Source organism: Methylomonas rapida (assembly GCF_024360925.2).
GTDB lineage: Bacteria > Pseudomonadota > Gammaproteobacteria > Methylococcales > Methylomonadaceae > Methylomonas > Methylomonas rapida.
The window spans coordinates 1,065,754-1,088,452 of sequence record NZ_CP113517.1 but is presented as its reverse complement, the minus strand read 5'-3'; the positions used below and the strand labels follow the sequence as shown (position 1 = coordinate 1,088,452).

Genomic DNA, 22,699 nt, shown 5'->3' with positions numbered 1-22,699 from the left:
ATTCATGTATTGCTTTTAGGGTGTTGCGTAGCGCCCTTGGGCACGGTGAAATAAAAAGTGCTGCCTTGGCCCACGGTAGACTCTAGCCAGACCTGGCCGCCATACTGCTCGACTATCTTTTTGACGATGGCCAGGCCCACGCCGGTACTTTCGACCCGATCACGCGGATTCAAGGTCTGGAATAAATGAAAGATGCGCTCGAAGTGGCGCGTCTCTATACCTGGGCCGTTGTCGCTGACGCTCAGGCGCCAGTTATCGCCCTGGTCGGCGCAATCGATCACGATGCTGCCTTGCGGCTTGTCCAGATAACGTATCGCATTGGCGATGAGGTTCTGCAAAACCTGCTGAATACTGGTCTTCTCCGCCAGGATGACCGGCAAGCCTTGGGCCAGGGTTATCGCTATCCCCGCGGGTGGCGCCAACATATCTACCACCTCTGCCAGCAACTTGTTGAGATCGACTTCAGTCACCGCCTCATGGATGCGTCCAATCCGGGAATAGCGCAACACACCGTCTATCAAGGCATCCAGGCGCCTGACCCGCTGAATCAGCAAGCGTAAATGTTCCTGGCCGTCGGCATCGAGGCGGTCCTTCTGGTCGGCAGCGATCCAATCGGCCAACGAGCCAATGGCCCGCAGTGGCGCCTTCAAATCGTGCGAAACCACGTAGGCAAAATTTTTCAGTTCTTCATTGACGACTTCCAGTTCATGAATCATCCGTTTTTGCTCGGCCTCGAGCTGTTTGCGCGCGGTGATGTCATACACAGTGGCCAATACTCGGCCGCCTTCGATGGGGCTGATGCTGACATCGGCCGCAAATTCACTGCCGTCCTTGCGTAACGCGTAAATATCGAGCAAAGCCCCCATCGTCCGACTTTCAGGCTGCTTGGCGTATTGGGCACGCTTATCGCCGTGCGTAGCCCGAAATCGCCGGGGAATCAAGCCTTCGATAAGCAAGCGGGCAAATTCGTCTTGCGTGTAGCCAAACAAACGGGCCGCGGCAGGATTGGCCCTAAGGACGTGCCCATCGGCGCCTATGATCAGCATGGCGTCCGCGGCAATATCCATCAGCCAGCTGGCGTCATGGTCGATCAGAATATCGGGTATCGTAGTCATCGGAAAAATTCGTCCGCCTTCTGATAGGAAGGCGATTCGGCAATACAACAAAGCCTGCAGTTTAACGTAAAAAGCCCATCTCTCGAAACGCAACTCTGTCGATTCAATCACACCTCGCCAAGGCCACTTGAATCGCACTGAGGCGCGCCAGCACATGGCCGAACAGATAACCTGCGGACGCCAGGCTTGGGATAACTTGACCGCGATGTCCGGTGCCAGGAAAAATTAAAATCGTTCGACATCGAGACTGGCGCGGCAAGCCAAGAAATGGTAGACGGTGTTGGCAAACCCGAACAGGAGGGATCGCCATGAGGAATTCAAACACCGTAGACCGCCTATACAGCCAGATAAACCTTGCCTTTCTCCAGTCCGAGCGGGACGCCCTCGCACCGCTAAGTAGCCTGCTCGGCAGCTACGACCAGCAGGAAATCGAAGCCATGGCCAGCCGACTGATTGACGCGGTACGCAGCCGCAATCGGCACAAACCCGTCTTCGCGGCGTTTTTGCAAGAGTACAGTCTCAGCAGCGAAGAAGGCATCGTGCTGATGAGCATGGCCGAAGCGCTGCTACGAATACCGGACGCACAAACCCAGAACCGTTTTCTGCGGGAAAAACTGGCCGATACCGCCTGGCATGGCCATTTGTCACACAGCGATTCATTATGGGTAAATCTGGCCAGTGCCGCGTTATCGCTGAGCGGCAGCCTGGAGGACTGCATTCGACAGGCGAGGTCCAATGGCCAACTTATAATGGGCGCATTGCTGACACGGTTAGGGGAACCCTTGATACGTCAGGCGCTCAAGCAAGCCATGCAGCAATTGGCCCAACATTTCGTGCTGGCCGAAAACATCGACCTCGCCCTGGCGGCCACGACGGCGCGCCCTGGGTATCGCTATTCGTTCGACATGCTGGGCGAGGCGGCCCTGACGACAGACGACGCGGAGCGTTATTATCAAGCCTATGCTCAGGCCATTGAAGCACTGAGCGATGTCGCCGGCAACGACCTGTTCGCCAATCCAGGAATTTCGATCAAGCTTTCAGCGTTGTATCCGCGCTACGAAGCCTTTCAGCAACACGACGCGATCGAAGCCTTGAGCGAAAAATTGCTGACCTTGTGCCTACGCGCCCGCGCCGCCAATATCAACGTGACGCTCGATGCCGAGGAAGCCGAGCGTCTGGACATGAGTTTACGGATTTTCGCCAAAGTATTGAGCCATGCCAGCTTGCGGGGCTGGCACGGGCTAGGTTTGGCCGTACAGGCTTATCAAAAGCGCGCCCTACCCGTGTTGCGCTGGCTGGCGGCCCTGGCCGAAAGCCGGCACAGCTCGATTCCGATTCGCTTGGTAAAGGGAGCATACTGGGACAGCGAAATCAAACGCGCACAAGAAAACGGCTGGGAAGACTACCCGGTTTTTACCCGCAAGGCCGCCACGGACGTCTCCTATCTAGCCTGTGCTCGACTGATGCTGTCGCATGGCAAGGCTTTTTATCCGCAATTTGCCACCCACAACGCCCATAGCGTCGCCGCCATTTCCACCTGGGCGCACGATCATCCTGGTTTCGAGTTCCAGCGTCTGCACGGCATGGGCGAGACACTATACGATGAGCTGTTATCACGCCATCCGGCTTATAACTGCCGGATATATGCTCCCATCGGCAGCCATCAAGATTTACTGCCTTACCTGGTCAGACGCTTGCTGGAAAACGGCGCCAATGCCTCCTTCGTGCAGCAGGTGGAAAATCCGGCTATCCCTGTGTGCGACTTGACGCGCGATCCGCGGCAACTATTGGAGCAACCTGCCCCAGACACTGTCGCATTGCCCCGCGACATATTCAGGCCGCAACGGCAAAACTCGCGGGGCCTCAACTTGGCGGACCTGGAACTGCTTGAACAATGCCGGCAAGACTTGGCCGAGCTTTCGCTGCAGACATGGGATGCTGCGCCGCTAGTCCCCGGCTGCAGGGTAGCGGGAGCGGCGCTAGCCATATTTAGCCCGTTCGAGCGCACAGCGCTGGTCGGCAACGTGGTCGTCTGCGATGCGCAAACGGTAGACCGGGCTCTGGCAAACGCGGAGCAAGCCTTCGTCGACTGGCGTTTATGTCCGGTGGAAACGCGGGCGGCTTGCTTGCATAAGGCCGCCGATTTACTGGAGCAGCATCGTTTGAAACTGGTGTCGCTATGCATGCGGGAAGGCGGTCGTACCTTGCGCGATGCCCTGGCCGAGATTCGGGAGGCCGTGGACTTGTGTCGCTACTATGCCGCCTGCGCGCTCGAACAATTTGACCAGCCGCTCCGGTTGCCGGGACCGACCGGCGAGGATAATCGTTTGCGCCAGTACGGTCGCGGTGTCTTCGTCTGCATCAGTCCGTGGAATTTCCCGGTGGCGATTTTCGTCGGCCAGATCGCCGCGGCCTTGGTCAGCGGCAACAGCGTGATCGCCAAGCCGGCGCTGCAAACCTCGTTGACGGCGATGCTGTGTGTCCGTCTGCTGCATGAAGCAGGATTCCCGGAGCAGGTGTTGCAGTTTTTGCCGGGCGAGGGAAACCAAATCGGCGGACTGCTGTTGAGCGACCCGCGCGTCGCCGGCGTTGCCTTTACCGGCTCCAGCAGCACGGCGCAATTGATCAACCGGCAACTGGCGGAGCGTCCCGGCGCCATAGCCACCCTGATCGCCGAAACCGGCGGTCAAAACGTCATGATAGCGGATAGCTCGGCCCACGAAGAACAACTGGTCGCCGACGTATTGCAATCGACCTTCAACAGCGCCGGTCAACGTTGCTCGGCGCTAAGAGTATTGTTCCTGCCGGAACAAACGGCCGACAAGATCATTGCCCGTCTTATCGGAGCCATGCGGCTGCTGAGAGTCGGCGCCCCCCTGGAGACGACGACCGATGTCGGCCCGGTCATCGATCGACGCGCCCTGGCGGCATTGTTCGCCCACATCGACTATTTACAAGACCACGCCAAACTGCTGTATCAATTGGCGCTGGACGATAGCCTGAAGAATGGCAATTTCTTCCCCCCTACCCTGGCCGAAATCCCCGGTTTATCGCTGCTGAAACAGGAAATATTCGGACCGATATTGCATGTCGTCCGTTATAGCGGCGACGATCCGAAGCCAGTGGTTGACGCCATCAACGCCACGGGTTACGGCTTGACGCTGGGCTTGCACACTCGCCTCAACGACACCGTGCAATACGTGCAGCGGCATGCGCGAGTCGGCAATGTCTATGTCAACCGTAACATGATAGGCGCCGTGGTCGGCGCGCAACCCTTCGGCGGCATGGGACTTTCCGGCACCGGCCCGAAAGCCGGCGGCCCCCACTATTTGCAGCGATTCACGACCGAACAGACCCAAAGCGTCAATATCGCCGCCATTGGCGGCAATCCCTGGCTATTGAGCCGGAGGTAAAAGGCAAACCCCGCCGTGAGCGAAAATGCCCAACGAGCGACTCAAAGCCCTGGATCTGCGGAAAGACCGGCCCGTCATGCTGCATATCAAGCATGCACACTGGTTTGACTCCTGAAACAGGGAAGCCTGATGTCATTTTTAGCTCCGCTCGACTGCATCGCAGTGAAGAAATTTTAAAAAACTTCGCTGCCATTACTTTAAATCCTGCCGTGGCCGTATAAACTGCGAACTATTAAGACCACATTCAAGGACCAGTCATGGCAAAGTTGAGCGACTATTTCGATTATCGAGTTGATGCGGAAGGTAACACCTATATGGCGGTTTCGATACGCGGCGTCACGCTGCTGCGGCTTCCCGCCACCAACAAGGGCACCGCGTTTACGCTGCAGGAGCGGATCGACCTGGGCATCGAAGGCTTGCTGCCGCCACTGATCACCGATATCGAAGAACAAGTCGATAGGCTGTACCTCGCCTATCAACGGCAGCCCAGCGACCTGGCCAAATATCAGTTTTTGCGGGCCATGCAGGAGCGTTCCGAGGTGTTGTTTTACGCGATGCTGGACAGGCATCTGACCGAAATGGTGCCCATCATTTATACCCCGACCATCGGCTTGGCGGTTCAGCAATTCAGCGGACTTTATCGGACCGCGCGCGGCTTGACGCTGTCCGCCGACAATATCGACCACGCCGACAGGATATTGGATGATTATCCCTGGCACGACATTCGCCTGATGGTCGTCACCGACGCCTCGGCCATCCTCGGGATCGGCGATCAAGGCATGGGCGGCCTGGCGATCTGTATCGGTAAACTGGCGCTGTACACCGCCGGCGGCGGCCTGTGTCCGTTTCAGACCTTGCCGGTCAATCTGGATGTCGGCACCAACCGCGAAGCCTTGCTGGAAGACCCGCATTATTTGGGCATACGCCAGAAACGCCTGCAAGGCGAGCCTTATTTCGAGCTGGTGGATAAATTCGTCGCTGCCGTCAAGCGTAAATGGCCCAAGGCCATCATTCAATGGGAAGACTTCGCCAAAAACGTGGCCTTTGATGTATTGGCGCGCTATCGCGACCAGATCGCCAGCTTCAACGACGACATTCAAGGCACCGGCGCGGTGGCCTTGGCGGGCTTGTTGTCGGCCTGCCGCATCAACGGCGAATCGTTGACCGAGCAAACCATCGTGGTTGCCGGCGCCGGCGCCGGGGGCATCGGTGTCGCCAGCGCCATCAAGGATGGCCTGATACGCGCTGGGCTCAGCGAAGCGCAAGCTGGACAACGCATTTTCGTGATCGACGGCCGCGGCCTGGTGGTCGATAGTTACACGACCGATGCCTACAAATTACCGCTGGCCCATACTCCGGAAAGCTATCGGGACTGGGGCATAGCCCCCGGACACGTGCCGACGTTGCAGGAAGTGATCACCCATGTCAAACCGAGCGTGTTATTGGGACTTTCCGGCGTTGCCGGCTTGTTCACCGAAGCGATGGTCCAATCGATGGCCGAGCATCATGCCCGGCCTATCGTATTTCCGCTGTCCAATCCCACTGCCAATTGCGAAGCTACGCCAGAAGAGATTTTGGCATGGTCACAGGGCCGTGCCATCGTGGCAACCGGCAGTCCTTTTGCGGATGTGGTCTACGCGGGCAAAACCCACCCCATCGGCCAGGGCAATAACGCCTTCATTTTTCCAGGCCTCGGCTTCGCCGCGGTGCTGGGCGAATGCAGCCGCATCAGTGATGGCATGGTAGCGGAAGCAGCCTATGCGCTGGCCGATTATGTCGCCGAACATTATCTCGACAAGGGGCTGATTTATCCGCCGGTGGCCGATCTGAAAAAGGTCAGTTTGGCCGTGGCAACGCGTGTGCTGGGCAAGGCGCTGGAAGAAGGCTGCGCCACGCGCGCCGATTTGCATCAAACCGACCTGGAGGCCTATGTCAGCGCGAATCTATGGCAGGCCAAACATTTGCCGTGCAAATACGACGCCGACATTTGACAAGAAGCCATTGGCCACCGCGTGAGTTCATGGCCTCATCCAGTAGCGCTTGTGACTTTGCCGGAATGGCTCGACTTGCACCGATTCGCCGGCAATTTTGACCGTGATCGCGCCGTCCTCGCCTGTCGTCAGGCTTTGGATATGTCTATCTTTATAACGCTGCAACACGCGGGGATGAGGAAAGCCGAAACGATTCGCGTAACCTGCCGGAATCAAAATCAGCTCGGGATCGACTTGGCTCAAGAAATTGTCATGCGAGGAAGTCTTGCTGCCATGATGCGGCGCTATCATGACCGTACTGGCCAATTCTGGACCGTAACGTCGAACCAGCCATTGTTCCGCGTCGTGTTCGATGTCGCCGGTCAATAAGAAGCTCGCGTTGACTTCGCCGATTTTCAGCACACAGGAATTGTCGTTTTCAGAGGCAAAACCGTCGACAGTCGGCGACAGCACGTTGAACCCCACGCCATCCCATTGCCAGCGCTGCCCAGCCCTGCAATATTGCCCGCCGGGGCGTGCGGTCCAATGGGCCGCACTGCTATAAATCGCCGTCACCGGCATTTCGGCAAGTAGCGTCTCCGCGCCGCCGCTATGATCATTTTCATCGTGACTGAGCACTAACGCATCGATGCGGTTTATGCCTTGATGGCGCAAATACGGCAGCAGCACCGCATCGCCCATGTCGAATTGTTCGGAATATTTGGCTCCGGTATCGAACACCAGCACATGATTCGAAGTCTGCACCACGGTGCTGAGACCCTGCCCCACATCGAGCAAGGTCAGCCAAATCTCGCCCGGCTTGGGCTTTTCGACGGAAACGAACGCCAGCGGCAAAAACAAAAACGGGCTTAGATAACGTCCCGGCAAGCCCTTGGGCGCCAGCAGCAATCCCGCGCCGATGGCCGACATCAGTACGGCATACCACGGCGGTTCCGGGCTGGCCAGTTGCGCCAAGGGCCATGCCGCCATCTGCTGCAATAGCCACCACAAAGCCTGCAGGAGTTTATCGATTGACCATAGCAGCCCGGCAACCAACGCCGGCGACACGAATGTCAAGGCCACTGCCAGCAGTGCCATGGGCGTGATCACCAAGCCGACGAGCGGAACCGCCAAGGCATTGGCCACGGGCGAAATCAACGAAACTTGCTGAAAAAACACCAGCAATAACGGCGACAAACCGATGGCCATCGCAACATGCACTTTGCCGGCGTCACGCCAGTAACGCGGCCGGCCCAATCTGGCCGACGAAACATACATCAATATCGCCACGGCCGCAAAAGACAACCAGAAACCGACCGCTAACAAGGCCAACGGATCGAACAGTACCACAAGCAGCAATGCCAGCAACAATATGCGCATCGCCGCGATGTTGCGCTGCAAGACGATGGCGCATAAGCCCACCGTCAACATCAACATGGCACGCTGGGTAGGGATGGAAAACCCTGCCAGTCCGGCATAAAAGCCGGCGGCCAACCAGGCGCTAGCGGCCGCCACGGTTTGCGGAGACACCCCGAGAATACCAAGCCAAACCCAAAGCCGCCTCGTCAGCCAAAATACCAAACCGGCTATCAAGGTGATATGCGAACCGGAAATCACCACCAGATGCACGATACCGCTGGCACGAAAAACGTCCCATTGCCGCCGGGAGATTTCATCTTGCCGGCCTATGGTCAGGGCCTTGATCACACCGTTCCATTGACTATGCGGCGACACGGCATCCAGCTTATCCGAAACCGCCTGCCGCCATTGTGCCAGATAACGAGCCATGCTCAACGGCGGTTTGATTGGCCATGGCGGCGGTGCCGGTCGCACATAACCCGTGGCGCCTATCCGATTGGCAAACAGCCAGGCCTCGTAATCGAAAGCGCCGGGATTGCTGAGTCCATGCGGCTGTTTCAGCCTGACGGTCAAGGCCCAGGCCTGGCCGGCCCGCAGCGCGGGCTTGGGCGAATACCAGTTCAAGCGTAATTTGCGCGGAATGCCTTCGGCGGATTCGGTCACATAAAAATCAAAACTGACTCTCTGTTCCTGCCGCTGCGGCAAACTGACGATATAGCCCTGCACCGGAACATCCTTGCCCTGCCACTCGCCGGCCAAGCGATCCGATAGCCGCCAGCCGGCATGCAAACTAGCCCATAGCACGCCCAGTATTAAAACCCAGCCCAGGCGAAAGCGTGCATAATGAAAAGCGGCGGCCAACAGCGTGAGAAATAGCCATTCCCAGGCGCTTGGCAAGCGCGACCAGTGTTGAACCCAAGCGATACCGGCCAAAAATGTCAAAACCGCGCGATACATAGTCTTGTCTTCCCTGTGCACACGACCATAACGACTACGCCATGTGTATCCGCTTCATACCTCATGCTCGAAATGACAGGCGTTTTGTGCTTGCCTGGTTCCAGGGTTAAACTGTAAAAAACGCTTCGATCCAATATTGTTCATCCTTTACCTCATGCCCTTTCCCTATCGCCGTTTGTTCACCCGCAGCGTCTGGCTGCAAGTTCATCTCTATTTGGCCCTGATTTTCGGGCTGCTGTTCGCGTTAATCGGTTTGACCGGTAGCCTGTGTGTTTATCGGGAAGAAATCGATACGCTATTGAATCCCGAACTGAGCATCGAACACCCGCAAGACCAGCCTTTGCCGCTGGACACGATTCTGAACCAAGTACGCAAAGCCCATCCCAATCGGCATGGCGCCTGGACCTTGGAAATGCCGCGCAGCGAAAACGACGTCATCACGGCCTGGTTCGAAAAACCGCGCGAAAGCGTGGACAAGTTTTACGCGCCGTTGATGGTCGCGATCGATCCTTACACCGGCAAAATCATCGACAGCCGCTTTTGGGGCGCGACGCTGACGACCTGGCTACTGGACCTGCACACCCATCTACAACTGGGATCCGGTGGCCGAAACATCTTGGCGGTACTGGCACCCTTGTTGGCACTGTCGGTCGCCAGCGGCGTCTATTTGTGGTGGCCGGAGCGTGCTCGGCTGGCTCAAGCCTTCAAGGTGCGCCACGATGCCGGTTTAATGCGTCTGTTGATGGACCTGCATCGTTTACTGGGCCTATTCAGCGCCGTTTTTTTACTGTTATTGGCGTTCACCGGCTTTCATCTGGCCTATCCCAACCTGCTGGAGGCGCTAACCGCTTCCGCCGGCATGGGCCACGGCGACGAAGGACCCAACGTGCGCAGCACGGCGGTCCCGAATGACAGGCCCATTAGCATCGCCGAGGCGGTTTTGGTCGCCCGCGGCTTGTTTCCCAGTTCGGAAGTTCGCCGCATCACCACGCCGGTAGGCGAGCTCGGCACTTATCGCATCAACTTGCGCCAGCCCAAAGAGCTCAACCAACATCACCCTTTCACGACGGTTTGGGTGGACCGCTGGAGCGGTCAAATACGCAGCGTGAACAACCCCAGTCAATTTTCCGCTGGCCAGACCTTCACTACCTGGCAATGGCCATTGCATACCGGCGAAGCGTTTGGCGCCAAAGGCCGCCTGCTATGGTTTTTCATCGGGCTGATGCCGTTAACGCTATGGCTAAGCGGAATTTATCACTGGCTATATCGCCAAGGTTTGATCCAAGATAGACCAATAAACTTGATTGCGCCATTACAAAATGGGAGTCGTTATCTCTGGCAGCAAAGCATCCATTTTACAAACGCAAGCTGGCACATACTCCGACCACGATTATCCCTGGCGCAGCGGTGGTTACAAGCGAAATGGGCGGAATTCAAACACCTGCCTCGTTGAGCGCCGTGCAAACCGGCAAAATTGAGCACTACTCTGACAGTCAAGGGTGTAGTGCGTGCCAAAATTTTTTTAAATCAAAAAATAAAGGGCTGAACTGGTTGCTTGGGAATGAACATGAAATAAGCTATGCAAATATTCGGTGTAGGTGCGGATTTATCCGTATAGTCGAATGAATTCGCACCGACCATTGTCGAGCTTATTTCCCACACATTCCTGCCAGTTCAGCGGCGATAGGCGAGTAGTCGGTTTGACTAATGCTTTTAGGGAAGTTTCACGCAAGGAGTGCCCGTTACCGTCATTTCGGCTTCAAAATTGCCAAATGGGTCGCCATTAATTTGCCCAGTGCCGGTCAGTTGTCCGACCACGCTGCCTCCATCAAGGGCAATGAGATCGAACTCCTCGTAATCGGTTAGTTCAACCGGATTAATCGCAAAACGGTCATTTGAAACAAATCTTAGGTTCTTGTTATTGGCAGTAAGCGTCAGCACAGTCATAGCAACGCCAGTTGCAAAGGGGGCATTTGAACTGCTTAGGCCTGTCAAAAGAACGCCTGCGTTGTTTGGATCGACTGCGGCAAGTGCTCCAGATATCACTTGCCCAGATTGAGAAGCCCCCGTGACTGGATAGGTAATCCCGTCTACAGTGATTGTTCCAGTGACGGGATTCGTTGATGAAACGCAAGGAACCGCCGGATAGGCAAAAACCTTATCTACGGCATACTTATTAACCAAGTTTCGAAGTTGCTTGTCTTGAAGTAAAGGACAGCTTCCGTCGGTTCTAGGGCTAAATGACACCGTTAAATTGACAGATGCTCGCTGCAAGCCTTTGGGACACCCCGTAGGCGCGGTCTGAGCCTGAACAATGCTGCCGCCATAGATTAAGCCTGTAAACAACAACGCAGTAGTTAGCAAATTTTTCATTTCAAACACACCCTCTTTTTTGTGGTTATAAATAGACATCAAGGCAAGTTGAGCTCAACATATAAATTTAACAATCAAACCTACCGTTTATGAATGACAAGCGCCCCTTAATCTTAGCCCTAGTTTCAAAATATTTACTCTGAAAGTAGCAAAATGTGAGGGTGCGGTTGCTTGTTGGACAGGCGTCGGCGGCAAGAATGCCGCCGTCGAGCCTACATGGATGTATTCACGGCGGCCTGTCCGGCAAGCAACCTTACCCTGAAGACTATTTTCATTTGCCGGGGCGATGTCCATCTTCATGAGCGTTACTCTGAAAGTTATTGTGGGAGCGACGTACAGTCACGATGCGAAGTCTATTGTCGCGACGAGGCGTCGCTCCTACAGAAAACTTTCATTTGCCAGGGTGAGGCCGCGGTTGCTTGTTGGGCACGCGACAGCGGCAAGGATTTCATTTTCCGAGGTATTGCAACACTTTCATGGTCGTTAAAATTATGCGTATGAAAACCGATTTCTTATTAGCTGCCATCATCATGGCGGCCGCGCCCTGTGCCGTTTGCGCCGGCTCCATTAGCGACGGCAAATGGTCGCCCACCAGCTGCGGCGACAATCCGCCGGCACCGATTCTCGATGCCGGCAGCGTCGCAGCCTTCAACCAAAGCCTCGTCGCAATCAGTGACTGGCAGCTAAAATCACGCGCTTATATCGAATGCCTGGTCAAAGAGGCCAATACCGACAATCAACTGATTGCCAATAGCGCCAATCAGGTACAGACGGATTTTCGCGGGAAGCTGGAAAAGCTCAGTGCCGAAGCCAAGGCGGCCAGCAAGGCGCTGGAACAAAAATAGCGCCGGTGCCCGACTATCGAGCCGGGTAAAACCTGTTAGAATCGAGTTTTAGTGTTTGCTGACGAGTAGTGCAATGCCGAAAAAAATAATAAAAAAGTACATACCCGATCCCGACAAAATCAAATCCATAAAAAGCCTGCACTTTTTGGGAGACCGCTTGCACGATCCCAATCTGTGGCATTTGAACCGCCATTCGGTCGCATTGGCGTTTGCCGTGGGTTTGTTTTTTGCCTGGGTGCCGACCCCGACACAAATGGCGATGGCGGCGGCGGCGGCGTTATTCGTCCGCGCCAATTTACCGATTTCGGTGGCACTGGTATGGCTCACCAATCCGATCACGATGCCGCCGTTGTTTTATTTCGCCTATCGCCTCGGCATCTGGCTTTTGGACAAACCGCATTTTGACAGCGAATTCTCGCTGGATACCGTGTTTTCCCATATGGCCGATATCGGCGGCCCGTTTTTATTGGGCTGCCTGGTATTGGGCATAAGCTGCTCCGCGCTGGGTTATTTCGGCATGAAGCTGTTTTGGCGTGTTCACGTCACCCACCGTTGGAACGTGCGCCAAAAAGCCAAAGGAAGAGCCTAAAGGCGAAAGTCGAAAGAGTTTTCCGCTTTCGCCTGTCATCAAACGATCAAGCCATCTTCCATATGCAACACATGATCCATGCGCCCGGCCAAATCCGGGTCATGGGTCACCACCAGGAAGCTGACCTGCAATTCCTGATTCAATTCCAGCATCAATTGATAAATCTGATCGGCGGTTTTACTGTCCAGATTGCCTGTCGGCTCGTCGGCCAATACGCATTTGGGCTTGTTGATCAGGGCCCTCGCCACCGCGGCGCGTTGACGTTCGCCACCTGACAACTCGCCCGGCTTGTGCTCTATCCTATGCCCCAAGCCCACCCGCTTCAATAAATCAGTGGCTTGCTGCTGGGCTTGCTTGATGGGGAGATTGCCGATCAGCAAAGGCATCGCCACGTTTTCCAGCATCGTGAATTCGCCCAGCAAATGATGGAATTGATAGATGAAACCCAGCGATTGGTTTCGCAAGCGGCTCAATTTGGCGGAACCGATCTTGTTCAAATCAAAGCCATCCAGAATCACATTGCCGGATGTCGGTTTCTCCAGACCGCCCAGCAAATGCAACAAGGTACTCTTGCCCGAGCCGGACGCACCCATAATGGCGACGCGCTGGCCGGCCTGTATGGTCAAATCCACGCCTTTCAAGACTTCGACATTCAAATCGCCCTGCGCATAACGCTTGGTCAGTTGTTGGCATTGCAAAATCACGGGCTTATTCATAACGCAGCACCTCCGCAGGGTTGATCCGGGATGCCTGCCAGGCCGGATACAAGGTCGCCAGCAAGGACAGAAAAAACGCCACGCAAGCTATCCAATAAACATCCAGCCAAATCAATTTGGAGGGCACTTCGCTGATGTAATAGACATCGGCGGCCATGAACTGCACGCCAAAGGCTTTTTCGATGGCAGGCACGATGGTTTCGACATTCAAGGCCAAGGCCACCCCGCCTAAGGTGCCGAGCAAGGTACCTATGCTGCCGATCACGCAACCCAGCACGATGAATATCCCCATCACCGCGCGATTGGTCAAACCCTGGGTCTTCAAAATCGCGATGTCGCCGCGCTTGTCGGTCACGACCATGACCAGCGTCGAGACGATGTTGAACGCCGCCACGGCGACGATCAGCAGCAAGATGATGAACATCGCGCGTTTCTCGGTTTGCACCGCGCGGAAAAAGTTGCTGTGGGCCAAGGTCCAGTCGCTGACGCGGTATTCGCTGCCCAGCGCGTCGGCCATGTTCTGCGTGATCAGCGGCGCGTTGAACAAGTCGTCCAGTTTCAGGCGCAAGCCCGACACGGCCGGCTCGATGCGGAACAGTTTGCCGGCATCGTCCAGATGGATCATCGCCATGTTGCGATCGTATTCATACATGCCCACTTGAAACACGCCCACCACGGTGAAGCGCTTCAAGCGCGGCAAAATCCCGGCCGGCGTCGAATTGACCTGCGGCGTAATCACCGTCACCTTGTCGCCGACGAACACGCCCAGATGATTGGCCAGTTCCGCGCCAAGGACAATGCCGAACTCACCCGGCTTCAGATCGCTCAGTTTGCCGATTTTCATTTTACTGGCCACCTCGGAAACCTGAGGCTCGTATTCGGGCAAAATGCCTTGCACCATCGTACCGCTCACCTGCCTGTCGGCATTGACCATGACCTGGCCCTGCGTGAAGGGCGCCGCACCTTCCACATGCGGCATTTTTTTGGTGCGCTCCGCCAGATTTTGCCAGTCTTCCAATTGGCCGAAGCGGCCGCTGATGGTGGTATGGGCCGTCATGCCCAAAATGCGTTCGCGTAATTCGGCCTCGAAACCGTTCATGACCGACAAAACCGTAATCAAGGCCGTCACGCCCAGGGCGATACCGAGTATCGAGGTCAGCGTGATGAAAGAGATGAATTGGGTGCGGCGCTTGGCGCGGGTATAGCGCAGGCCGATGTAGAGAATCAGGGGTTTAAACATGCGGAATGTGATTAAGGGCGTTTGCAATCGGCGCAATAGCCGTATAGATAAAGACTATGCTCGGTCAAGGTATAACCCAAGCGCTCGGCGATTTCTTCCTGGCGTTTTTCGATGACTTCATCGGTAAATTCATCAACTTTGCCGCATTTGATGCACACCATGTGGTCGTGATGACTGCCGCTATTCAGTTCGAAAATCGAGTTGCCGCCTTCGAAATGATGGCGATTGACCAAGCCGGCCGCTTCAAACTGTGTCAACACGCGATAGACCGTGGCCAGACCGATCTCTTCGCCCTCCGCCAGCAGGATTTTGTAAACTTTTTCGGCGGAAAGATGCCGGTCGTCCTGTTGTTTTTCAAGAATTTCCAGAATTTTGAGTCTGGGCAAGGTGACTTTCAAGCCGGCGTTGCGTAATTCCTGTGTTTCCATAACCAAATACTCTTCAAGCGATTGAGCAGCGCATTGTAGCGTTTTTTGCCCCGAGCCGCTGATCGAATTATGGGATAATGCCACATCGTTTTTAGTCAAATTTCACGTCAACCCCATGAAAAAAGCCGTTTTTCTGCTTGCCGTTGCCGCGCTGCCCGCCTGCGAAACCATCATGAGCAACCTGCCCGGTGTTTATACCATCGATATCGAGCAAGGCAACATGGTGGACCAAGCCATGGTGGATCAGTTGCGCCCCAACATGACCAAGCGGCAAGTGCTGTACATCATGGGCTCGCCGATGCTGACGGACACCTTTCACGAACAGCGCTGGGATTATCTCTATTCCAAGCAACCCGGCGGCGAGGCACGGGTACAAAAACGCGTATCGCTCTACTTCAACGGTGACAATCTGGTTGGCGTGCAGGGGGATTTCCGCCCCAGCACCATGCCTATCATGAAAGAATCGACCGAAACCACCATCGATTTACCGAAGCGGGACCTCGAAACCACGATGTGGGAAAAGATCACCAGCCTGTTCGGCGGCGACGCATCCAGCAGCGCCCCAGAACCAGCGGCCAAGCCAGCGGACGACGCCACCACCGAGGAACTGGGCGCGCCGACGCCTTAGCGGAAAAGCCAAAGCTTTTTCACTTCAGCCGTGCAATGGCTTTAGCTATTGCCGAATACGCTGGCGTTTTTTACCCCAGGACAAGGGACATTATCATTACGCTGAAAGCCATTGTGGGAGCGACGCACAGTCGCGATAAATGGCTTCAATTCGCGACTATGCGTCGCTCCTACAGCTAGAACTTTCATTTGCCAGGGCGATAACCAGCTTCATGAGCGTTAAGTTAAAAAAACACGTCGTTCCGGCTTGGCTTAATGGCAGCGAGGGTAAGGGAGCAAAATGCGGAAGTCAGTTTGCACGGAATGCTAAAGCAACAAACCTTCCTCGATCGCCACGAAACGATCGGCGGCCTGAATCAAGCCCTGCGCGGTCAAAGCCTGCACACCGTAGACTTCCGACTCCACCCGATAACGATCGCGGGCTTTTTGCAGCAACAACTGAAAATCGCCATCGCCGGACAACAAGATCACCACATCGACCTGCTCCGCCATCTCCAGTACATCCAGGGTAATACCGACGTCCCAATCGCCCTTTGCCGAACCATCGCTGCGCTGGATATAGGGCTTGAGTTTGACCTGGAAACCGATGTCCTTGAGAATTTGCTGAAAACCGCGCTGCTTGCTGTCGCCGCGGTCTATCGCATAGGCGAATGCCGCGACGATCTGCCGATTCGCGGTCGCCCGCTGCCAGAAGGCACCGTAGTTGAAATGTCTTTGGTAGCGATGCCGACAGGTGTAATAGATATTTTGCACGTCGGCAAAAATCGCTACCTTTTGCATGCCGCGCCTATCTCAAGAACGAGCAGCAATAATCACTCGCGGTTTTGACTTTCATTGTGAATGCTGAATTAGCCGGCACATTGAACGACTCGCCGCCCTGAACCGTCTGCCAGTCGGTACCCGGCAATTGCACTTCCAATTCGCCGGCCAAAATTTCCATCAATTCAGGCTCGGACGTATTGAAGGTATATTCGCCCGGCTGCATGAAGCCCAGGGTTTTTTTGCTGCCGTCGGCGAAGATGATGGTGCGGCTGTTGACTTTGCCGTCGAAATACACGTTGGCTAATTTGACGATGTTGACGTTTTTGAATTCTGACATGATGCCTGACTTGTGCTGAAAAAACTGCGCATCATATCAGATCAGTCCCATTTTCGAATCACAAAAAGTCGCGGCGCGCTGGCTTGGTGATGAGCGCTGAAAATCGTTCCGACCTGATAACGCTCGCTTTCGAGCTGGCCAAGCCATTGCTCGACCAACATCGTCTCTTCGTCACCGCCGGCATGCCCCGGATACGCCATCACGGTGATGATGCCTTGCGGGACCAGCAGGCCGCACGCCGCCTGCAAAGCCGGCAACGTGCTATCGGGCTGGGTGATGAGACTTTTGTCCGCGCCGGGCAAATAGCCCAGATTGAACATGATCGCTTGGATACGCCCCCTGCAAGCCTGCGACACCCGCAACGCCATTTCCGCATGACTCGCCAGATGCAAGCTGACGCGATCCTGCAAGCCTTCCGCCTGCAGGCGTTGCCGGGTTTTATGCAACGCCTGGGCTTGAATGTCAAAACCATGGACATGCCCCGATTCGCCAACGCATTGCGCCAAAAACATTGTGTCATGGCCATTGCCCACGGTCGCGTCTATTGCGGTATCGCCGACGCGCAAATGCTCTCGTACGTTGTCGTGAGCGATCTCAGCCAGGGAAATACGTTTCGTCATAGCGTTGGACATGGCTGTGAAGTGGCAATGGTGTTTGTGCTTTCAGCGTGTCGGCAAAACGGCGGGCATGCCAGGGGATGGCCAAACTGCCTTTGGCGCCGAAACCGTTGAATATGTGTAAATGTGCATAACGAGGGTGAGGACCGACGAAAGGCCGTTTGTCCAGCGTCGCCGGACGCACGCCGGCTTGATGACTGGCCACCTCGACCGAGCGCAAAGCAGGGCAAACCTCTGCTAGCGCCCGCAACAGAACCACCCTGGCCTCCTTGCTTGGCAGGGTGTCGATTTTACCGGGCTCAAAGGTCGCCCCAAGCCGAAACTCTCCCTGGCCTTGCGGAATCAGCCAGTAACCAAAATTCCATAGCCATTGCCGACACGGTATCTCTGCGCGGCAACCGAGAATCTCGCCCTTGGCCGGCTGAAATGGCAACTGGCCAAACCAGGGATTATCGAGCGCCCGGTGGCCTTCGCAAAACACGACATGCTTGGGCCGCAAATCCCGCCAACCCAGAACCGGCTGTAATTCGAGTTCGGCGTAATCGAATCGCGCCTGCCGATAACTGTCATGCTCGATCAAAAACTTGCGCAATGCTTCCAGCAAGGGACGAGTACGCAGATAGCCGGTATTTTGTTGCGCCAATAAGCCGAAGGGACTATTCAAACCCGCAACCGGGTCCGCATGCCACCGCAGCCACGCCTGATAGGCGACATCCTGCAGCCGTTGCGCGGCGACCCGCTGCTCGCGCGCGTTTTGCAGAATCCGCAGCATCGGCAACGCCACGAAGAATTCCTGCCCGAATTGCTCGGCCAATTGCCGATAACAAGCCAACGCCGCCGGCAGCAAGGTATCGACATCGACACTTTTGGCCAGACGCTGGCCGGTCACCGGATTGACCAGACCGGCCGCTACCTGCGAGGCATTCTCGATACCGTTATCGACGACCATGACGCTAAATTGCTGGCGCATCAATTCCCACGCCAGCAAACTGCCGGCCAAACCCTGGCCGACGATCAACGCATCAAGCGGCATGCTTGGCCGTCAAGGCCGCGGATTCGAAGTGTATGCCGGCCCAGCCGTCACGCATGAAATGACGGATGTTTTGATGATCGCTACCAGCTGGATTTTCCAGTACATCCTTGCGGTAATAATCGCCGAACAAGGTCAAGGTTTGGGCTTGATCCAGCCCGTGCAACTGGGCGAACGCAAAAATCTTGCAGGAACCTTCGTTGCGACCGGCTTCATTCAACAAGGGCTCCTCAATACCATTGCTGAATTCGGCGGGCTGATAGTCGTAATGCGCGGCAATCACCGCCATGGTGTCTTGAAAATCAACGGCCTGACCGGCTTTAACGCGTTCGATAAAATCATTTAGCATCATAGAGTTACTCCTAAAATTTTTTGATTATAAAGCTTGGTGGCATATAATCACATCCTAAACCAAGTCAACCCAACAAAAGGATCGGCCGGTGAAGCAATAACCAAAGCCATTGCGCTCCGGGGTTGATTCTGGGGTGAAAAGCTTCGGTTTTTTCCGCTTGGCACGCCTGCCGATACCTTGAGATTAGGCTTACATTTCATCTTTACACCAGGGATTTCTCATTGTTATCCTGTAAAGACAGTACGGATAACAGATCAACATTTAAAAGGAATACGTTTTGAAACAGCTGATTAATCTTTTTTTTGCTTCATGTTTAGTTAGCAACCTGGCCCTGGCCGAATCCGAAGTTTCTCCCGCTCAACCCCAGCCGGCACCGGAAGTCGTCATACTGAAAGACCCGGAAAACCTGGCCACCTACCTGCTATCCCCAGGCGACGGCCTGGAAATCACGGTCTGGAAAGAGGAAGGCTTGCAACAACAGCAATTCCTGATTGGCCCCGACGGCAATATCGTCTATCCGCTGATAGGCACGATTACCGCCGCCGGCCGCACCATCAACGATCTCAAGGAACTGTTGACGGTAAAACTGGCCGACTACATCGCCGATCCCTCCGTAAGCGTCAAGCTGTTAAACAACCAAGGCAATGCCATTTTCGTCATCGGCAAGGTCAACAAACCGGGGCAAGTATTTGCCGGCAGGCGCATAGACGTATTGCAAGCCTTGAGTTTGGCGGGCGGCCTGACGGTATTTGCCAAGGAAAGCAGCATCAGCATTCAGCGCCGCGTTGGCAACGAAATCAAGGTATTCCCGTTCGATTACAGCAACGTCATCGAAGGCGAGGATCTCGAACAAAACATCCTGCTGGAGCCCGGAGACACCATTACGGTACCTTAATAGAGCTTACCCTCTATGAAGATCAAAACGGAGTTTTTACTGCCAGTGATGGTATTGTTTAGCCATAACAGCCAGGCGCTGGAATGGCTGTTCGAACCGGATTTCAGTGCGAGCGAGCGATACACCGACAACCTGCGCATGCAGATCACCCCAACGCGCGACAATCTGATCACGACGCTGTCGCCCGGCGTGTTGCTGGGCTATTTGGCCGAGAATCAAAGCTTGAGAACCAATTTCAAATGGAACGAGCTGATTTACCACGGCGATTCCGAATTGGACTTTTCCGAGAAAATCGGCAACATCAACCATCAATTCAACGGCGAGCGCTTCAAGACCGATCTGGCTGCGCAATACGCCGAACAATCGTCCATCAACACCCAATTGGACCTGGACGGCTCGGGCAACCTGCAAGTCCAGGTTCCACGCACGACGCGCTCGATCTCGCCCGGTTTCACCTATAACTTCACGGAACGCAACGCCTTGCAACTGGGCTATAACTACGTCGACGTGACCTTTGACCGCACCCCGGCGCTGGCGGACAACCTCGGCTATTCGGACTACGACAATCAACAGTTTACGGCGACCTTCATCCATACCTATTCCGAACGTTTGAGTTTCAACCTGACGGGGGCTTATTCCGAGTTCAATTCCTCGAGCGACTCATCGACCAATACCAGATTCAACTTTTTCGGCATTCCGCTGGAACAAAACGTTGCCACCATTTACGAGCAGAACTCGACCACATGGTTTTATCAAGCCGGCCTGCAATACCTGTTCGACGAGCAAACCCAGGTTTCGCTGTCAGCCGGTATGCGGGATACGGAGAACAAAACCCGCTATAGCCAAACGGTAAGCTATGACCCGGCGTTTTTCACCGGTTCCTCGCAGGAATTCAACGACACCAGCAGCGCCAGCGGCCATGTCTTCTCGGCTAACTTAAACCGAAAAACCGAATGGGGCGATATTTCCCTCAGCGCCGGGCAACAGCTCAATCCCTCCAGCTCCGGCAACCAGCAACAATCGACCACCTTTGCGGGCAACCTGCGCTATAACCTCAGCGAGCGCTGGAGCGCCGGCATCAACGCCAGCTACCTGCAATCCGAATCGACATCGACTTTCAACAGGGGCCGTGCCAGCAATGACAGGACTTACCTGTCGGTCACACCCAACATCCGCTGGCGCTGGACGCCGGACATCAACTTGGAATTATCCTATTCCTATCGCCAACAGGATTATGATTTCCTGGATGATTCGGCCATCAGCAACAACCTACAGCTCACATTTTCTTATCAACCACAAATCAATCGGCAGGTGAAATAACGTGGAAAATCAAACACCCGACATCAAGGATTATCTGAAGATAGTCAAGATACGCCGCAAATTCCTGATCATTCCGTTTATTGTCATCGCCCTGCTCAGCGTCATCCTAGCGGTGGTCTTGCCGTCCGTTTACCGCTCATCGGCCACCATCCTGATCGAAGAACAGGAAATTCCGTCGGAACTGGTCAAATCCACCGTGACGACCTTTGCCGACCAGCGCATACAGATCATCAGCCAGCGCATTATGTCGCGCTCAAATCTGGTCGACATCATCAAAAAATACGACCTGTACGCAGATGATCGCAAAACCGAAACCGAGGAAAAAATTCTGGAAAAGATGCGCAAAAGCATCAAGGTAGAAACCATCAGCGCCGACGTGATCGACCCGCGCAGCGGCGCGCCGACCAAGGCCACCATCGCTTTCTCGCTGGCGTTCGATGACGAATCCCCTGCCCTGGCGCAAAGAGTCACCAACGAACTGACCTCTTTGTTTTTGAAGGAAAACATCAAATCCAGAACCCAATCGGCCGAAAACGCGGCGATGTTCCTCAGCGAGGAAGCCCGCCGCCTGAAAGACAAGATCCAGCAATTGCAAACCACGCTGGCCGAGTTCAAGGAAAAAAATCTGCATCAACTGCCGGAAGCCAATCAGTTGAATCAGCAGGAATTGACCTCGCTGAACAACCAGTTGCTGAGCCTGGATAGCCAAGAACGCTCCGCGCAAGAAAGACGATTTTATCTGGAAGGCCAACTGGCCCAGATCGATCCCAACGCACTGGCCACCAATGCCGTCGGCAACCGGGTATTCGACATGAAAGACCGCCTGAAGGAATTGCAATCGCAATACCCGTCGCTGCTGGCCCGCTATTCCGACAATCATCCCGATGTGCTCAAGGTCAAAAAGGAAATCGAATCCCTGCAAAAGGAAATCGGCTCGAATACCGACCTTAACAAGCTGAACGCCGAATTGACCGAGAAAAAAGCCGAACTGGCGGTATTGCTGAAACAATACTCGGAAAAACATCCCGATGTCGTCAAACTGCAGCGGCAGGTTTCTTCCTTGCAGCAAGCCATGGTCGAATCCCGGCAAAGCGAATACGCCAACAGCAGCCTGGAACCGGACAACCCGGCCTATATCACGCTGAAATCGCAACTGGAAGCCGCCAACGCCGACCTGAAATCACTGGCCTTCACCCGCGAGCAGATCAAAAAGAAAATCGAGGAACTACGCCGCAATCTGATGCAGGCGCCGCTGGTCGAAAAAGACTACATGGATCTGGTGCAGGAACTGAACAACACCAACCAACGCTATCAGGAAGTTAGCGCGCGCGAAATGGAAGCGCAGATTTCCCAGCAACTGGAAGTCGAGAAAAAAGGCGAACGCTTCACCTTGATCGACCCGCCCCAAGAGCCTCTGGAACCCGTCAGTCCGAATCGAATCGCCATCCTGTTCCTGGGTTTTGTGCTGGCGATCGCCGGCGGCTTCGGCTCGGTGGCGTTGGCGGAAATGATGGACTCCACGATACACAGCGAAAAAACCATCGCCAATATTTTGGGCGTGGCGCCACTGGCAACCATCCCCTATCTGGAGAGCCAGCAAGAGAACCTGGCCCTGAAACGGCGCCGCCTGTTGTTGCTAATGGGCCTGTCGATCGCGGGCATTATCGCCGTGACCGTATTCCATTTCGTCATCATGCCGCTGGACGTGTTTTGGTACAAACTGCTCCGCGTGACTGGCACCCTATAATTGACCG

At 55.1% G+C, this 22,699-nt stretch carries 20 protein-coding genes; 9 read left to right on the top strand and 11 right to left on the bottom strand.

Annotated elements, in window-relative coordinates:
• Nucleotides 1-2 precede the first annotated feature (2 nt).
• The gene (locus NM686_RS05115) at nt 3-1,115 is read right to left on the bottom strand and encodes a sensor histidine kinase (protein ID WP_255186806.1); all 1,113 of its coding nucleotides are present in this window, start codon (nt 1,113-1,115) and stop codon (nt 3-5) included.
• A 308-nt stretch (nt 1,116-1,423) separates the two neighbouring features.
• Between NM686_RS05115 and putA the strand changes: the two genes are divergently transcribed.
• Both putA and NM686_RS05105 read left to right on the top strand, forming a co-directional pair.
• Nucleotides 1,424-4,528, top strand: coding sequence for a bifunctional proline dehydrogenase/L-glutamate gamma-semialdehyde dehydrogenase PutA (putA, locus tag NM686_RS05110; RefSeq protein ID WP_255186805.1), 3,105 nt, complete (start codon nt 1,424-1,426; stop codon nt 4,526-4,528).
• Between the two features lie 257 nt (nt 4,529-4,785).
• Nucleotides 4,786-6,519 carry an NAD-dependent malic enzyme gene (locus NM686_RS05105; protein ID WP_255186804.1) on the top strand — a complete coding sequence of 578 codons (1,734 nt, stop codon included), beginning with the start codon at nt 4,786-4,788 and terminating at the stop codon, nt 6,517-6,519.
• Nucleotides 6,520-6,546: 27 nt separating this feature from the next.
• On the opposite strand, the gene NM686_RS05100 is transcribed toward NM686_RS05105, so the two are convergent.
• Nucleotides 6,547-8,814, bottom strand: a complete 2,268-nt coding sequence (locus NM686_RS05100; RefSeq protein ID WP_255186803.1) for a DNA internalization-related competence protein ComEC/Rec2 — start codon at nt 8,812-8,814, stop codon at nt 6,547-6,549.
• 154 nt (nt 8,815-8,968) lie between these two features.
• Here NM686_RS05100 and NM686_RS05095 point away from each other — a divergent pair, with 154 nt between their 5' ends.
• Entirely contained in the window at nt 8,969-10,267 is a 1,299-nt protein-coding gene (locus NM686_RS05095) for a PepSY-associated TM helix domain-containing protein (RefSeq protein ID WP_255186802.1), read from the top strand.
• A gap of 260 nt (nt 10,268-10,527) precedes the next feature.
• On the opposite strand, the gene NM686_RS05090 is transcribed toward NM686_RS05095, so the two are convergent.
• Nucleotides 10,528-11,226 carry a hypothetical protein gene (locus tag NM686_RS05090; protein ID WP_255186801.1) on the bottom strand — a complete coding sequence of 233 codons (699 nt, stop codon included), beginning with the start codon at nt 11,224-11,226 and terminating at the stop codon, nt 10,528-10,530.
• 458 nt (nt 11,227-11,684) lie between these two features.
• Between NM686_RS05090 and NM686_RS05085 the strand changes: the two genes are divergently transcribed.
• A complete protein-coding gene (locus NM686_RS05085; protein WP_255186800.1) occupies nt 11,685-12,032 on the top strand; it encodes a hypothetical protein in 348 nt (115 codons plus the stop codon).
• A gap of 73 nt (nt 12,033-12,105) precedes the next feature.
• On the top strand, nt 12,106-12,621 hold the full coding sequence (locus NM686_RS05080) for a DUF2062 domain-containing protein (protein ID WP_255186799.1): 516 nt from the start codon (nt 12,106-12,108) through the stop codon (nt 12,619-12,621).
• Nucleotides 12,622-12,659: 38 nt separating this feature from the next.
• Here the strand turns inward: NM686_RS05080 and lolD are convergent, their stop codons facing one another.
• From lolD to fur, 3 genes are read right to left on the bottom strand one after another with little or no spacing between them, the layout of a single operon-like run.
• Nucleotides 12,660-13,337, bottom strand: a complete 678-nt coding sequence (lolD, locus tag NM686_RS05075) for a lipoprotein-releasing ABC transporter ATP-binding protein LolD (protein ID WP_255186798.1) — start codon at nt 13,335-13,337, stop codon at nt 12,660-12,662.
• Nucleotides 13,330-14,577 (bottom strand): lipoprotein-releasing ABC transporter permease subunit, encoded by a 1,248-nt coding sequence (locus NM686_RS05070; RefSeq protein WP_255186797.1) that lies wholly within the window; start codon nt 14,575-14,577, stop codon nt 13,330-13,332. The genes lolD and NM686_RS05070 overlap by 8 nt, the downstream gene beginning before the upstream one ends.
• Nucleotides 14,578-14,588: 11 nt before the next feature.
• The gene (fur, locus tag NM686_RS05065; protein ID WP_255188571.1) at nt 14,589-15,005 is read right to left on the bottom strand and encodes a ferric iron uptake transcriptional regulator; all 417 of its coding nucleotides are present in this window, start codon (nt 15,003-15,005) and stop codon (nt 14,589-14,591) included.
• Nucleotides 15,006-15,120: 115 nt separating this feature from the next.
• Here fur and NM686_RS05060 point away from each other — a divergent pair, with 115 nt between their 5' ends.
• Nucleotides 15,121-15,633 carry an outer membrane protein assembly factor BamE gene (locus NM686_RS05060; protein ID WP_255186796.1) on the top strand — a complete coding sequence of 171 codons (513 nt, stop codon included), beginning with the start codon at nt 15,121-15,123 and terminating at the stop codon, nt 15,631-15,633.
• Nucleotides 15,634-15,938: 305 nt separating this feature from the next.
• Here the strand turns inward: NM686_RS05060 and NM686_RS05055 are convergent, their stop codons facing one another.
• The 5 genes from NM686_RS05055 to NM686_RS05035 are packed head-to-tail and all read right to left on the bottom strand — an operon-like array spanning nt 15,939 to nt 18,730.
• Nucleotides 15,939-16,412 (bottom strand): LabA-like NYN domain-containing protein, encoded by a 474-nt coding sequence (locus NM686_RS05055; protein WP_255186795.1) that lies wholly within the window; start codon nt 16,410-16,412, stop codon nt 15,939-15,941.
• Between the two features lie 7 nt (nt 16,413-16,419).
• A complete protein-coding gene (gene ppnP / locus NM686_RS05050) occupies nt 16,420-16,731 on the bottom strand; it encodes a pyrimidine/purine nucleoside phosphorylase (protein ID WP_255186794.1) in 312 nt (103 codons plus the stop codon).
• A gap of 41 nt (nt 16,732-16,772) precedes the next feature.
• Entirely contained in the window at nt 16,773-17,351 is a 579-nt protein-coding gene (locus tag NM686_RS05045) for a class I SAM-dependent methyltransferase (RefSeq protein WP_255186793.1), read from the bottom strand.
• Complete coding sequence (locus NM686_RS05040; protein ID WP_255186792.1) at nt 17,326-18,381, bottom strand: NAD(P)/FAD-dependent oxidoreductase; 1,056 nt, start codon at nt 18,379-18,381, stop codon at nt 17,326-17,328. The genes NM686_RS05045 and NM686_RS05040 overlap by 26 nt, the downstream gene beginning before the upstream one ends.
• Nucleotides 18,371-18,730 carry a HopJ type III effector protein gene (locus tag NM686_RS05035; protein WP_255186791.1) on the bottom strand — a complete coding sequence of 120 codons (360 nt, stop codon included), beginning with the start codon at nt 18,728-18,730 and terminating at the stop codon, nt 18,371-18,373. The genes NM686_RS05040 and NM686_RS05035 overlap by 11 nt, the downstream gene beginning before the upstream one ends.
• Before the next feature lie 277 nt (nt 18,731-19,007).
• On the opposite strand from NM686_RS05035, the gene NM686_RS05030 reads away from it, so the two are divergent.
• Genes NM686_RS05030 through NM686_RS05020 form a run of 3 tightly spaced genes read left to right on the top strand, consistent with a single transcriptional unit; the run spans nt 19,008 to nt 22,692 of the window.
• On the top strand, nt 19,008-19,625 hold the full coding sequence (locus NM686_RS05030; protein WP_255186790.1) for a polysaccharide biosynthesis/export family protein: 618 nt from the start codon (nt 19,008-19,010) through the stop codon (nt 19,623-19,625).
• 15 nt (nt 19,626-19,640) lie between these two features.
• Nucleotides 19,641-20,945, top strand: a complete 1,305-nt coding sequence (locus tag NM686_RS05025) for a porin family protein (protein WP_255186789.1) — start codon at nt 19,641-19,643, stop codon at nt 20,943-20,945.
• 1 nt (nt 20,946) lies between these two features.
• Complete coding sequence (locus tag NM686_RS05020; RefSeq protein ID WP_255186788.1) at nt 20,947-22,692, top strand: hypothetical protein; 1,746 nt, start codon at nt 20,947-20,949, stop codon at nt 22,690-22,692.
• Nucleotides 22,693-22,699 lie beyond the last annotated feature (7 nt).

Bases quoted from the DNA above. Each gene is read 5' to 3' on its own strand.
- ppnP (WP_255186794.1), bottom strand. From the start codon at position 16,731: ATGTCAGAATTCAAAAACGTCAACATCGTCAAATTAGCCAACGTGTAT.
- fur (WP_255188571.1), bottom strand. From the start codon at position 15,005: ATGGAAACACAGGAATTACGCAACGCCGGCTTGAAAGTCACCTTGCCC.
- putA (WP_255186805.1), top strand. From the start codon at position 1,424: ATGAGGAATTCAAACACCGTAGACCGCCTATACAGCCAGATAAACCTT.
- NM686_RS05115 (WP_255186806.1), bottom strand. From the start codon at position 1,115: ATGACTACGATACCCGATATTCTGATCGACCATGACGCCAGCTGGCTG.
- NM686_RS05095 (WP_255186802.1), top strand. From the start codon at position 8,969: ATGCCCTTTCCCTATCGCCGTTTGTTCACCCGCAGCGTCTGGCTGCAA.
- NM686_RS05105 (WP_255186804.1), top strand. From the start codon at position 4,786: ATGGCAAAGTTGAGCGACTATTTCGATTATCGAGTTGATGCGGAAGGT.
- NM686_RS05025 (WP_255186789.1), top strand. From the start codon at position 19,641: ATGAAGATCAAAACGGAGTTTTTACTGCCAGTGATGGTATTGTTTAGC.
- lolD (WP_255186798.1), bottom strand. From the start codon at position 13,337: ATGAATAAGCCCGTGATTTTGCAATGCCAACAACTGACCAAGCGTTAT.
- NM686_RS05090 (WP_255186801.1), bottom strand. From the start codon at position 11,226: ATGTCTATTTATAACCACAAAAAAGAGGGTGTGTTTGAAATGAAAAAT.
- NM686_RS05085 (WP_255186800.1), top strand. From the start codon at position 11,685: ATGAAAACCGATTTCTTATTAGCTGCCATCATCATGGCGGCCGCGCCC.
- NM686_RS05040 (WP_255186792.1), bottom strand. From the start codon at position 18,381: ATGCCGCTTGATGCGTTGATCGTCGGCCAGGGTTTGGCCGGCAGTTTG.
- NM686_RS05055 (WP_255186795.1), bottom strand. From the start codon at position 16,412: ATGCAAAAGGTAGCGATTTTTGCCGACGTGCAAAATATCTATTACACC.
- NM686_RS05100 (WP_255186803.1), bottom strand. From the start codon at position 8,814: ATGTATCGCGCGGTTTTGACATTTTTGGCCGGTATCGCTTGGGTTCAA.
- NM686_RS05060 (WP_255186796.1), top strand. From the start codon at position 15,121: ATGAAAAAAGCCGTTTTTCTGCTTGCCGTTGCCGCGCTGCCCGCCTGC.
- NM686_RS05035 (WP_255186791.1), bottom strand. From the start codon at position 18,730: ATGATGCTAAATGATTTTATCGAACGCGTTAAAGCCGGTCAGGCCGTT.
- NM686_RS05045 (WP_255186793.1), bottom strand. From the start codon at position 17,351: ATGACGAAACGTATTTCCCTGGCTGAGATCGCTCACGACAACGTACGA.
- NM686_RS05080 (WP_255186799.1), top strand. From the start codon at position 12,106: ATGCCGAAAAAAATAATAAAAAAGTACATACCCGATCCCGACAAAATC.
- NM686_RS05070 (WP_255186797.1), bottom strand. From the start codon at position 14,577: ATGTTTAAACCCCTGATTCTCTACATCGGCCTGCGCTATACCCGCGCC.